The organism is Dethiosulfovibrio russensis (genome assembly GCF_021568855.1).
In the GTDB taxonomy this organism is placed as follows: Bacteria; Synergistota; Synergistia; order Synergistales; family Dethiosulfovibrionaceae; genus Dethiosulfovibrio; species Dethiosulfovibrio russensis.
In genome coordinates this window covers 49,099-61,153 of record NZ_JAKGUG010000005.1, presented here as the reverse complement: position 1 = coordinate 61,153, position 12,055 = coordinate 49,099, and the positions used below count along the sequence as shown (strand labels likewise).

The window sequence follows — 12,055 nt, the reverse complement described above, 5'->3', positions numbered from 1 at the left end:
ACCTCTATCCGGATATGGCCGATCTCATCTTTTCCCTGAGATCACGGTTCAGCCAGGTCTTAAGCGCCGCCCTGGTCAGTATCCTGGCGCCTGTCTCCATGGCACTATGAGCTCTGTCGGTCTTGACTGCCCTTTCGAACTCCTCCGTATGGTGGGCGGCGTATACGTCCATTATGGAGAGCTGAGGTTGAAGGGCCGGACATCGGTGGGAAACGTTTCCCACGTCGCTGGAGCCTTGGGCTCCATGGGGCGGATCGTAGGGAACCCCCAGCTCGTCAAACACCCCTTCCATCATTCTCTCCGCTGGCTCGTTCGGGATCATCTCGTCGAAGCTGAATTCGACGTTTGACCATGATACCTCGGTTCCGGTCGCCATAGCTGAGCCTCTTGCGCAGTCGCAGATCTTTTCCGTTATCTCGTTCAGATAGGATCTGGTGGGCGATCGGAAGTAGAATTTCGCCGCTCCCTCTTGGGGCACTATGTTGGGGGCCTCTCCTCCCGAGGAGATTATTCCGTGCATTCTGACCTCCGGTTTTACGTGCTGTCTCAACATGTCCACCGCATGGAAGAAGAGCTGTACCCCGTTAAGGGCGTTTCTGCCCTCCCAGGGAGCCCCGGCGGCGTGGGCGGCCTTTCCGGTGAAACGAAACTCTAGGGCGTCCATGGCCAGGCTTCTGTAGCCTACGTGGGATCTATCCGAGTCGGCGTGGATCATCGTTGCCAGGGCGACCTCGTCGAATATTCCCACCTCCGACATGGTGACCTTGGCCCCGTCGGTTTCCTCCGAGGGAGTTCCCACTACCCATAGGGTGGCCTCGACCTTTTTGGCTATCTTGGCCAGAGCCGCTCCAGCCAGAAGGCTCATGGCTCCGCTGAGACAGTGGCCGCAGGCGTGACCGAGCCCAGGCAGAGCGTCGTATTCAGCCAGAAGGGCGACCACCGGTCCTCCCTTTCCTGCCGTAGCTCTGTAGGCTGTGGGAATGTCCATAAAGGGTCTCTCCACCTGAAGCCCCGCTTCTTGCAGGAAATCGGACATCTTTTCGCTAGAGCGGAATTCCTGTCCTCCCAGCTCGGGATTGTCGGCCAGATCGTCGCTTAGAGCGGCCGCATCGACGGCGTTTTCGGATATGACGTGGTCCAATTCCGACGTAAGTTCTTCGTATAGGTTTTTCATAGGGTTTTCCCTCCGTATCCTCTTGGTGGAATGACCCAATGATACCACTGGATGGGGCTTAGGTACGTGCTTTTCTATGCAACCCTTTGGACAGGAAAGGATTTAGATATTACAATGTTTCTCTATATGTATTTTACCGTATTGGGGGAACCCGGGGGAGGAGTTAAAGTGGAAAGATTGGAAGAGAGGATTTCATCCGTTCTAGCAGAGGACGGAGATGCCGATGTCCTTTGGTGGGCTGGCGATTGGCTGAGCAGGTCGGATCTATCCTCTATGGCGGACAGGGACGAAGTTCTTTTGAGGGAGGCCGGATTCGGCGAAGGCCATCGTCTGGTGACGTTGGTCCCCAACTGTCCCGCCTTTTTGGCCCTGGCTCTTGCGGTTTGGCGACTTAAGGGAACCGTCGTACCTCTCAACTATCGCGCCGGGTCGGACGTATTGCTGCCTACTTTGGATCTGGTGGATCCTTTTACCGTCGTGTGCGGAGAAGGCGACGACAAGACGGAGAATTCCGTGGAGGGATACACTGTATCAAGGATGCCGTTGGATGGTCCGATATCCTTCCTTTCTGGAAAAACCGACACGGAGAGAACCGGTGGGGATATGGCGGTTATCTTCGCTACCTCCGGGACCACCGGGCTGCCCAAGGCAGTTCCCCTGTCCCACAGTAACCTATTGGACAACGTGGACGTCTGTTGGTCCGTGCTCAAGCTGGCCCAGGAGGACCGGATCCTTTGGGCCCTTCCCAACTTTCACTCTTTCGGACTTACCCTGGGAGGGCTCATGGGGCTGGTCCACGGTGCGATGCAGGTAGTCGTCCCTCTTTTCATGCCCCCCGGAGGGACATTGGAGGCCATAAAGGAGGGTGAGGCCACCGTTCTCCTTCTCGTCCCCGCCATGGTGGACTTCCTCAAGAGGGCCATAGTTCACGGAGCTCCACGTCCCGAATCGGTCCGTATGGTCGTTACCGGAGGAGATCGTCTTAATCTCGAGCTGGACTCGGCGTCGAAGGAGTATTTAGGGGTGCCTCTTCTCGAGGGGTATGGAACTACCGAGTGTTCACCTGTAGTGGCGGTCAACCCGAGCTACGATTCCAGAAAGTTGGGGACCATCGGTCCTGTTATCCCCGGTTATAGCTGGGAGGTCCGGGACGAGTTCGGCAAGACGTTGGGTCCCGGAGAGGACGGCATCCTCTGGGTCAAGGGTCCGTCGGTGTTCGACGGTTACTACAAGGCTCCGGAGATCACGGCGGAACGGATGGCCGACGGATGGTACAACACCGGGGATATCGTGAGGTTCGACGGGGATGGATATATCACGGTTCTGGACAGGGCTACCGACATAATAATCGTGGGAGGGTTCAACGTGTACCCCCAGGAGGTGGAAAGGGTCATAAGTCGTCATCCGGCGGTTGCTCAGGTGGCTGTGGTCGCCATGGGCCATCCGGTTCAGGGCGAGATAGGAAGGGCCTTCGTCGTTCTGGAGGAGGGCCGATCCGTATCGGCCAGAGAGCTCATATCCTATTGCAAAGGCAAGCTCGCCCATTACAAGATCCCCAGGAAGGTGGATTTCGTTGAGGGTCTTCCCATGTCTCCGTCGGGAAAGGTTCTCAGGAGAAAGCTCAGAGATCTCTGATCTTTCTAAAGGCGCCGAGGTCATGGGGATTTCTCCCTGTCCTCGGCGCCTTTTCTCGATATTCGCAGTTAGGGCAGGATCAGAAGGCCTTGAAGCCCACGACGTCTTCCCTTATGCTCATGTACCTTTTCTTGGCTAGGTCCATGTGGCCTTCCTCCATCTTCTTGAGCTTAATGAAGATGTCCTTGGCCTCTCCGGTAGAGCCCTCCGCCATCCTTTCGTATAGCTCGGCTGCTCGCATCTCGGATAAATAGGCGGCGGAGGCTATCCTGAGAAGGCTGGTGACGTCGCCGAAGTCCTTCGTCTGGACCTTCAGCTCCGGTTCCACCACGATGGACGGATCTCTCTCGAAGGCTACACCGAATTCCTGTAGATACAGCTTCTTGAGTCCCTCCTCGTGTTCTCCTTCCCATATCGCCAGGTCGTCGAGCTCTTTTTTAAGGAAATCCTTGTCGGTGTTCTCCGCCCAGGCCCTGTAGAACTCTCCGGCCTCTATCTCCGCATGGATTGCCAGTTCCAGTGCTTCTTTCATTTTCATGAAAAAATCCTCCCCTCTCCTCAGTCGATGGACTTTTTTGAAAGAACCGTATATTCACATTATATCCTTTTCCTCGCTTTGGACAAGGCGGATCCGACCTTTATAGCCAAAGGCATGGCCTCTTCCAGATGCTCTATCAGCTTGAATATGGAGATCCCCGATCTTATCGTCTTTGGATCGGAGGTCCTGGCCATGGAGTTCACCAACTCCTCCTTTATGCACGAAAGCCTTTTTCTGGAGGCTCTGACGCCGGAGGATGGCAGATAGCATCTTGCCGGCGACGGTGCTAGATCGTCCAGTATGGTCTCGATATAGAGGGGAAGTTCGTCCATCACGGATTTCATGACGTCGTCCTCTCTGCTTGCCTCTACCGCTAGAGACGCTACGTCGCTGAGCCTTTTCGCCAGGTCAAGGAGATCCCTCTCCGGCGATTCCATCTGGGAGAGGTCGTTCTCCTGCATGAACAGTTCCTCTACTATGTGGCCGTTTCTGGCGGCCTGTGCCAGGGCGGCTCCATCCCCATCGGTGAGCCCTCGGAGGGCAGACCTGACTGCCGCGATGGTGGCGGTGGACATCTGGGATATAAGAGAAGAGTCGAGGCGAGGTGGTTCCTTGGCGGAACAGGAGCTTTCCTTTTTTCTGACCCTCACGGCAGGAGGGGTATCTTCGTATCTCATAGGGACACCACCTTGTTTTTTCTGTTATTTTACATCCGATCGTGGATCTGAAAAGGCACCTGTTCATTTCATCATGGTGTTTTTAGGGAGTGACCTTTTTTGACCTTTGTCAATCGCGGTTTGCGATAGTAAAATGACTTTGTAGTTTGCAGATATGCCCCCGGTGGGCATTATCGAGAATAAAAGGAGGGTTTTTATGTCCGGCAGGATAGGGATAACCTTCGGACCCGACGGGGTATCGGAGAAGGTGGAGAGGATACTTAAGGGCATAGAGGTCGTTTGGGTGAAGGACCTCGCCGAGGAAGACAGGCCTGGAGAGCTTGAAAAATGCGATCTTCTTCTCTGTCAGTTTCTCAGTTCAAAGGAGTTGACAGATGGGGAATGGGCGGCTCTGAGAAATGTTCCTGCGGTCCAGACGGTTTCGGCCGGGGTGGACCAGGTTCCGATGGATCGTCTGGGCGACGATACCGATCTCTACGCCAACGTGGGCGGTTGGGCTCCTCCCATAGCGGAGCACGTCCTTGCTATGGCTCTGTGCTGTTCCAGGAGGCTGGTCCAGCAGACCCGGGACCTGTCGGATGGGACTTTCGGTTTTATGGGATACGGACTGAAAACCCTGAAGGACAAGGTCGCTCTGATAGTGGGCTACGGGGGAATCGGCAGGGAGACCGCGTCTGTATTGTCTCGGTTCGGAATGGAGGTTCAAGGTCTGGGAAGGCGTAGGCCGGAGGACTCCCTTCTCAGTCGGGGCTGGACCATGTCGGAGCTCGAGGAAGCTCTCGGTCAGGCCGATCTGGTGGTCCTGGCGCTTCCTCTGACCAAGGAGACCGAGGGTCTTTTCGACGACGATATCCTGACTTCCATGAAGGACGACGCCATCCTGGTAAACATAGCCAGGGCCGCCATAGTAGATGAAGGAGCTCTCTACCGCAGATTGAAGAGCAGCCCCGACTTTTTCGCCGCTTTGGACGTCTGGTGGAACGAGCCCAGAGACGGAGGGGTCTTCTCGACCGATGAACCGCTGATGGAGTTGCCGAATCTTGTGGGCTCGTCTCATAACTCGAACCAGACCGAGACGGCCCCCGGCGAGGCCCTGGAGATAGCTCTTGAGAATTGCCTCAGGATCCTGGACGGAAACGGTCCTTCCGGACTGGTTCGAAAGGACGAGTATCTCCGTTAAGTAGCCAGTTTCCCGAGGGCTTCCCTTAGAGATGCTATGCGGTGTCTTTCTCCGAAGACCATTATTCTGTCGCCGCCCTTTATGGTCTGCCCTCCCGTTGGGTTGTACACCGGGGCGTCGTCGGCGCCTAGTATGGCCAGTACCGTGACGTCGTATGTGTTTCTGAAGTCCAGTTCCATAAGGGTCTTCCCCGCCAGGGAGGACCCTTTTTCCACCGTCACGGTGGAGAAGTCGAGGTCCAGCTTTCTCGACATGACCACCAGGTCCAGAAGATCCGCTACCGAGGGTTTAAGCGAGGCTCGGACCAGAGACGCCGATCCCGCTATCACCGGGTTGACCACCCTGTTGACCCCTGCCTTGGTCAGAACCGATACGGATTTCGTGTCGCTGGCTCGGGCCACTATGTGGATATCCCTGTTGAGGGCCCTGGCGGTCAGTGCGACGTACACCGTCTGAGCGTCGCTGTCGAGGGTGACGATAAGTCCCTTGGCTCTCTCGACCCCGGCGTTGAGAAGTGCGTCCTCCTCGCTGGCGTCGCCCTGTACCATGAGATACCCCTGATCCCTGGCCTCCACTACCACTTCCTCCTTGCTCTCTATTACGGAGAAGGGAACCCCCTCGTGTCGCAGCATCGCCGCCACCTGTCGACCGTATCTTCCCAATCCGCATATTATCCAGTGGTTATCCATTCTTTTTATCCTCCTGTCGTGTCCCTTCCCCAGGGAGGCCCTTATGTGCATGGTAAAGAAATTCTGGCTGACTATGCCTATGGCGTATCCCACCGTTCCCAGGCTGGCGGCGATGAGAATGGCGAGAAAGAGCTTGTCCGAGTCGTCCACTCCCGGAGGAGCTCCGTATCCCACGGTGGAGACGGTGGTGGCGGTGTAGAAGATCGAGTCCACCCACGACAAGTCCAGAAAAAACCTCATGCCCAGTATCCCCGTCAGGGTTACCCCCGATATCCAGCCCAGGAGGTATCGACTCTGTCTCTGTATCTTCATGTACCGACCTCCTCTTCGTCTCTCCGATTGATGTAGAATGTAGGCTAAATCGACTAGAAAGGCGGGGATCTCAGTGTCCTGGACCATAGCGACCTTCAACGTCAACTCGGTAAGAAGCCGACTTCCCGTTTTGGAGAGATGGCTCAATAATAGCAAAGTGGACGTCCTGTGTCTTCAGGAGACCAAGGCGAGGGACGAGGATTTCCCTCTCCAGGCCTTCGTGGACATGGGGTACTTTGTGGCCTTCAGAGGCCAAAAAAGCTACAACGGCGTGGCGATAGCCTCTCTGGAGGAGCCGGACGAAATAGTCTACGGCTTCGACGACGGAAAGGAACCTGTATTCGACACCAGAGCTCTGTCGGTTCGCTTCGGCGATATCTGGGTTATGAACACCTACGTTCCTCAGGGAAAATCCATCGATCACGACGATTATATGGTGAAACAGGAGTTTTTGAGAAGGACACAAACGACGATATCCGACCGTATCTCCGATGGTAAGAGGGTCCTGTGGGTGGGGGATATGAACGTAGCTCCGGAGGAAAAGGATGTCGCCAACCCTAAGAACAAGGCGAAACACGTGTGCTTTCACAGGGATATCAGGGATCTCTTCGGGACCGTCTGTCAGGGGCTGGTGGACGTTTTCCGGTCCCATCGGCCGGAGGAAGGTGAGTTTTCCTTCTGGGACTATCGGGTCAAGAACGCCCTGGACAGAAACATCGGTTGGAGGATAGATCATATCCTGGCTTCTCCCGATCTGGCCAAGTTGTCGTCGGACAGCTGGATATATCGGGATCCTCGAGGTTGGGAAAAGCCTTCGGATCACACGCCCGTATTGGCCTCTTTCGACCTTTAGGTGGATGTCGATATGGTCAGAGCCAGGGAGATGGGAATAGAGATCGGTTTTATGCCGACCGGTGCTAAAAACTCCATCGGCGACGTCCAGGGAGTATCGGTGGGGCACGTCACCTTGGACGACGGACCGGTAAAGACCGGGGTGACGGCGATCATACCGGGACCGGGAAATACTTTCAGACACAAGTTTCCCGCCGGTTGTCACGTCATAAACGGGTTCGGAAAGTCGGTGGGACTCGTCCAGATAGAGGAGCTGGGAACCCTGGAGACCCCGATCGTGCTGACCAACACCCTTTCGGTGGGAGACTGCGTCAGAGGGTTGGTCGACGAGATGTTGGCCCTGGATGGGGGAATCGGAGACACCACAGGAACGGTAAATTCGGTGGTGTGCGAGTGCAACGACGGTTTTCTGAACGATATAAGAGGGCTTAACGTTAAGCCCCGACATGTAGGAGAGGCCGTTAGATCCGCCTCGCCGGATTTCTCCATGGGAGACGTCGGAGCGGGGAAGGGCATGTCCTGCTATCAGCTCAAGGGAGGCATAGGGAGCTCCTCCCGTCTGGTAGAACTGGACGGGGCTCGTTACACCGTGGGAGTGCTGGTGCTCTCGAATTTCGGTGAGATGAGAGACCTGTCGATCGACGGGGTCAAGGTGGGGAAGGCCATTTTTAGGGAGGCTCCTCCTGAGAGACTGAAGGAGCAGGGATCGATAATAGCGGTCGTCGCCACCGATGCTCCCATGACATCCAGACAGCTGAAGCGACTCTGCAAGAGGACGTCGGTGGGCATAGTCAGGACCGGAGCCTACATAGGAAACGGGAGCGGAGAGATCGCGTTAGCCTTTTCTACGGCCTACAGGATACCCCACGAAGGGGTGAAACCAGTCGAGATCTCTCCTGTCAGCGATAATTTGGCGAACCGCTTCTTCCGGGCCGTCGTGGAGGCTACGGAGGAAGCGGTGATCGACTCCATGCTCCTCTCTTCCCCGGTTGAGGGACGGGAAGGCAGAAAGAGGAGAAGCCTGGCCGAGTTCGAAGAACATATAATCGGGAGGTATGATCGTTGTTGAAATCCAGCGAACTGTTGGCGCCTAGAGGAAAGACCCCGTCCAAGCTTAAAGACGGAGGCGTAATAGCCATGGTCAAGGCCGGATTCGCCATGTGGAACCCCAACGCCCACGCGGTGATGAGGCTTCCTATGGGAGAGGATATGGACAGACGGCTTGAGGACTATCTCGTAGAGGCCCTCGCCCCCTGGTACCCTCAGAGGGTCCATTGTCCAGTACCGGAAGGTGCTTTAGCTATAGCGGTGCGTCACATAAAGAGATCGATCCAGCTGCCGGCGCTGTTCCTCCAGAGACGGGAAGACGATCTGGAGCTACAGGGTTACTGTCTCGACGAAGAAGAGGGAGCCTCCATGGCTATCTCCGTCTTCAGGGCCCTGGGAATCGCCCTGGCCGAGGTCGGGCTTGCCGTCAGACGATGGGACGAGACCGTCCGTCAGGGAACGAGGTGTCGTCTGGTCCATGACGGTGAGAAAGGCGATCTCTCCCTGCTTGATGGACTGGGATGTTCCTGCGGCTGGAGAGGGGTTGCCTCCTCCCCTATGGAGTTCGGAGGGGCTCCCGTCGAAGATGAGGCCGAGCTCGCCAGGATCCATACCCCAGGGGTCGGCACCATAGATTCTCTATGCGATTTTCTGTCCCTGTCGCCGGAGAAGACCGTCAAGACCATGTGTTTCTCCGATCGGGACGGCAAGGGCGTAATCGCCCTGATAAGGGGGGACAGGTCGGTCTCTCTGGACAAGCTGTCCGCCGCTGCCGGTGCGGATCTGCACCCGTCGTCGGACGACGAGCTTCGGTATCTCCTTGGAAACCTGGCCGGATACCTAGGTCCCATCGGGCTCCCCGAGGGGATCGTCCTGTTTGCGGACAGATCGGTGGAGGGAATCTCCTGGGCGGTCGTGGGGGCCAACGAGAGGGATTACCATCTCACCGGCGCCAGGTGGGGTAGGGATTTCTCTGCTCCCGTGGCGGACATTGCTGCGATGGAGCCCGGGGATATGTGTCCTCTCTGTGGTGCCCCTCTTTTCGAGGCATCGGTAACCCCTTTGGCGACTTTGGAGCTTTGGAACGAGCTCGCCGATTCGGAACCTTCCCTTACCTACGTGGACGAGGAGAGGAAGAAGGCCCGGCCGTTCTGCTGGACCGTTAGAGTCCATATGACCTCTTTGGAGGGGGCCATGTTCGATCTTACTTCCTTGCCCGGTGTTGTCTCGCCTGCGGAGGTCTCGATTCGCTTCGAAGGAGAGGAGAACGAGGCTCGGGCTGTGTCGATTGGAATGAAGCTCGAATCGGAGGGGCTATCCGTTCTTCTCGATGATGAATGTGGAAAAAACCCGAAGGGGGCCTTCCCTTTCCCGTGGGATATCTTTGTCGTGAATGAGCGTGTGGAGCTTCGTCGTCCCGACGGTGAAACGGAGAGCAAGGACGAAGACGGTGCCATAGAGGAAATACTTAAAAAACGGCCTCAGAAAAACGTAATAGGGGGATACAAAAAAGGACCTTTTCGGTTATAATGTGGCCTTAGACGGTGGCATAAGGGCTCGTGTCGCCCCTTTGTCGAGAGCCGTCATCAAGAAGAGGGAGGTGAAAAGCATGGGCAAATTGGCCGGAAAGAAACTTATCCTCCTCGGCGAGCGTGACGGTGTTCCCGCACCTGCCATGGAGGCGTGTTTCAAGAACAGTGGAGCCGAGGTGATCTTCTCCGTCACCGAGTGCTTCGTCTGAACGGCGGCTGGAGCGATGGACCTGCAGAACCAGCAGCGCGTCAAAGACGCTGCTGAGAAGTACAACCCCGAGGATATCGTGGTTGTACTGGGTTCCTCCGACGCGGAAGGCGCAGAGATTTACGCCGAGACCGTGTGTAACGGAGACCCCACCTACGCAGGACCACTCGCCGGCGTCCAGTTAGGACTAGCCGTCTACGACATTTTCGAGCAGGATATCCGCGATGAGGCGGATCCGGAGGAATGGGAGAACCAGATCAGCATGATGGAAATGGTTCTCGAGCCCGAGGCTTTGGCTGAAGCCGTAAAGGGCATGAGAGATCAGTTCTCTAAGTTCAGCTTGTAATAAAAAAGGATCGCCTTCAAGGCGATCCTTTTTTATTACAGGCTGCTTTTTTTCTCGACCACGTCTATGACTACGTTCCCCACGATGGGGCTGCCCGAGTCGTCCAGTCCGTAGAGCCAGAAGTCGCTGTGACAGGGGATGCATTTTTCCGTTAGCTCCCTTACCCTAAAGGAGACCTCCCAGTCCGAGTCCCTCCTTCTGAGGGAACCTCTTATAGCCGTAGCCCAGCTTTCGGGGGATTGCATTCCCTGGCCGAAAATGAGTCTATCCTCGACGGGTTGGGCGTCGCTCTTGATGTAAAGGGTTATCTCCTCTTCTCTCGATTTGTAGGTGATCCTTTTCGAGTCGGTCGATATCTCCGTTCTGGGGAGTCTGCCTGCCATATAGCGGACCACGTCCATCGACTGTCTCGCCTTTTTCGCGGTCTCCCCGGTCAGTATCAGCAATGCCTCTTCCCTGTCCTTGTCCATGAGGGATCGGGCCTTTTCCGCTATTACGTCGTCCTCGTCGATCCAGTTTTTCTCCACCTCTTCGACGTGACTTTTCACCGTCTCGAAGTTGTCATCGAACTGGCCGTCCAGGAGCGACTGAAATTGCTGTATCTCCCACCAAGGAATGGAAGGATCGTAGGCCATGTCCTTCGGGGTGAAGTTAAAGTGTCTCTTCAGAGAGCTCTCGTGATCCTCGACCAGAAATTCCTGGGGCATGCCTAGAACCCCTCCGTACCAGGGAACGAATGGAGACGTGCAAGGTCTTCCGCTGGAGGTCCAGAGTGTGTTGAGCTCCGGGCGGTCTCTGAACCGGACCACTAGGGCTCCTAATGTGGTGCCGGTGCATATCCGGCGGATCTCTGTGTAGTGGGGCGAGCTGTCCCATTTTCCTCTGACGTCGTCGGAGCTTCCCTCGTAGTGGTCCCTGAGGACCCCTATGACATCCTTGATGTCCATGGGACGCCTCGGTTCGACCGAGAAGGGAAGGTCTCCCTCTTCGCTCCAGTCCATTCCGGTTATCCGAGACAAGGCGTGTCTGTGTCTGTACAGGTTCCCTCGAAGGTTTACACTGCTGCGGTCCTGTACCGTCCTGGCGAAGTCGAAACAGTCGTCTTTTCCCGTCAGCCATCCCTTTTTTTCGCCCATTTCGATAAACCCTCGGGACAGAAAAACCCCTTCCTCTCCCGGGACGACATGTCTTATGGTGTAGTGGTTCGGTATGAAGGCTACCTCGTCGTCGTCCACTCTCTTGGCGCAGTAGTGTTTTCCCTTTATAACCTGTAGAAGCCAGGCTTCCTCGGCGTCGGCTATTATGTAGCATCTGCCGGTATTGTCGTATCCGTATCGTTCGATAAGATCCGCCGCTATTTTGACTCCATCACGGGCCGATCGGGCCCTTTCAGCTATGGATATTCTGAGTCCGTATACCAGGCCTCCGTCTGACAGGTCCGGTTCGTTATCCTGTCTGGAATGCCGGCAGCTGTCGCTCGCGACGAAGACCCCTTTCTCGTTCAGGAAACAGTCCGCCCCGGACAGGGCCGGCACCGAACGGGCCTGAGACCATATGTATCCCAGAGATCTTCCGGAGCGGTCTATCGAGGCGGAACAGGGTTCGAAGGAAGTTGCGGTTCTCTCGGGCCTTTCGACCGGAGGTACCAGGTGGTGGGCCATAACGCATCTTCCCGGGTCGTCCTCGTTGTGTCCCACTAATACCCTGCCTGTGGCGGATGCATTTTTACCCACCACTATGCAGGTACAGCCTCGGGCTTTTGTAGGTATAAGAAACAGCGAAGCTGCGATGAATAAAAGAGCTATGCCGAAAGAGATCAAGTTCGTCCCCTCCCAGAGGTCGAAAAAAGGCCTCCTCCGATTAGA

At 56.1% G+C, this 12,055-nt stretch carries 11 protein-coding genes; 6 read left to right on the top strand and 5 right to left on the bottom strand.

Features of this window, described 5'->3' with window-relative positions:
* Positions 1-4: 4 nt before the first annotated feature.
* Complete coding sequence (locus tag L2W48_RS06980) at positions 5-1,174, bottom strand: M20 family metallopeptidase (protein ID WP_236099446.1); 1,170 nt, start codon at positions 1,172-1,174, stop codon at positions 5-7.
* A gap of 168 nt (positions 1,175-1,342) precedes the next feature.
* On the opposite strand from L2W48_RS06980, the gene L2W48_RS06975 reads away from it, so the two are divergent.
* Entirely contained in the window at positions 1,343-2,809 is a 1,467-nt protein-coding gene (locus tag L2W48_RS06975) for an AMP-binding protein (RefSeq protein ID WP_236099447.1), read from the top strand.
* 79 nt (positions 2,810-2,888) lie between these two features.
* Here the strand turns inward: L2W48_RS06975 and L2W48_RS06970 are convergent, their stop codons facing one another.
* Together L2W48_RS06970 and L2W48_RS06965 are read right to left on the bottom strand one after the other, a co-directional pair.
* Complete coding sequence (locus tag L2W48_RS06970) at positions 2,889-3,347, bottom strand: ferritin-like domain-containing protein (RefSeq protein WP_236099448.1); 459 nt, start codon at positions 3,345-3,347, stop codon at positions 2,889-2,891.
* Between the two features lie 59 nt (positions 3,348-3,406).
* Positions 3,407-4,024 (bottom strand): hypothetical protein, encoded by a 618-nt coding sequence (locus L2W48_RS06965; protein WP_236099449.1) that lies wholly within the window; start codon positions 4,022-4,024, stop codon positions 3,407-3,409.
* A gap of 196 nt (positions 4,025-4,220) precedes the next feature.
* Between L2W48_RS06965 and L2W48_RS06960 the strand changes: the two genes are divergently transcribed.
* Positions 4,221-5,204: a 2-hydroxyacid dehydrogenase gene (locus tag L2W48_RS06960; protein WP_236099450.1), complete on the top strand. Its 984-nt coding sequence runs from the start codon at positions 4,221-4,223 to the stop codon at positions 5,202-5,204.
* Here L2W48_RS06960 and L2W48_RS06955 read toward each other — a convergent pair.
* Entirely contained in the window at positions 5,201-6,205 is a 1,005-nt protein-coding gene (locus tag L2W48_RS06955; RefSeq protein ID WP_236099451.1) for a potassium channel family protein, read from the bottom strand. The two genes, L2W48_RS06960 and L2W48_RS06955, sit on opposite strands and share 4 nt — an antisense overlap.
* Positions 6,206-6,278: 73 nt before the next feature.
* Between L2W48_RS06955 and xth the strand changes: the two genes are divergently transcribed.
* The 4 genes from xth (at position 6,279) to grdA (ending at position 10,190) form a co-directional block, all read left to right on the top strand.
* Positions 6,279-7,058: an exodeoxyribonuclease III gene (gene xth / locus L2W48_RS06950; RefSeq protein WP_236099452.1), complete on the top strand. Its 780-nt coding sequence runs from the start codon at positions 6,279-6,281 to the stop codon at positions 7,056-7,058.
* A gap of 12 nt (positions 7,059-7,070) precedes the next feature.
* The gene (locus L2W48_RS06945) at positions 7,071-8,126 is read left to right on the top strand and encodes a DmpA family aminopeptidase (RefSeq protein WP_236099453.1); all 1,056 of its coding nucleotides are present in this window, start codon (positions 7,071-7,073) and stop codon (positions 8,124-8,126) included.
* On the top strand, positions 8,120-9,634 hold the full coding sequence (locus L2W48_RS06940; RefSeq protein ID WP_236099454.1) for a YbaK/EbsC family protein: 1,515 nt from the start codon (positions 8,120-8,122) through the stop codon (positions 9,632-9,634). The genes L2W48_RS06945 and L2W48_RS06940 overlap by 7 nt, the downstream gene beginning before the upstream one ends.
* A 79-nt stretch (positions 9,635-9,713) precedes the next feature.
* Complete coding sequence (gene grdA, locus L2W48_RS06935) at positions 9,714-10,190, top strand: glycine/sarcosine/betaine reductase complex selenoprotein A (protein WP_236099455.1); 477 nt, start codon at positions 9,714-9,716, stop codon at positions 10,188-10,190.
* A gap of 35 nt (positions 10,191-10,225) precedes the next feature.
* Here the strand turns inward: grdA and L2W48_RS06930 are convergent, their stop codons facing one another.
* Positions 10,226-12,010, bottom strand: coding sequence for a C69 family dipeptidase (locus L2W48_RS06930; RefSeq protein ID WP_236099456.1), 1,785 nt, complete (start codon positions 12,008-12,010; stop codon positions 10,226-10,228).
* Positions 12,011-12,055: the final 45 nt, after the last annotated feature.

Excerpts from the sequence above, each read along its gene's own strand:
- L2W48_RS06980 (WP_236099446.1), bottom strand. The coding sequence starts at position 1,174 with ATGAAAAACCTATACGAAGAACTTACGTCGGAATTGGACCACGTCATA.
- L2W48_RS06970 (WP_236099448.1), bottom strand. The coding sequence starts at position 3,347 with ATGAAAATGAAAGAAGCACTGGAACTGGCAATCCATGCGGAGATAGAG.
- L2W48_RS06965 (WP_236099449.1), bottom strand. The coding sequence starts at position 4,024 with ATGAGATACGAAGATACCCCTCCTGCCGTGAGGGTCAGAAAAAAGGAA.
- L2W48_RS06960 (WP_236099450.1), top strand. The coding sequence starts at position 4,221 with ATGTCCGGCAGGATAGGGATAACCTTCGGACCCGACGGGGTATCGGAG.
- L2W48_RS06955 (WP_236099451.1), bottom strand. The coding sequence starts at position 6,205 with ATGAAGATACAGAGACAGAGTCGATACCTCCTGGGCTGGATATCGGGG.
- L2W48_RS06945 (WP_236099453.1), top strand. The coding sequence starts at position 7,071 with ATGGTCAGAGCCAGGGAGATGGGAATAGAGATCGGTTTTATGCCGACC.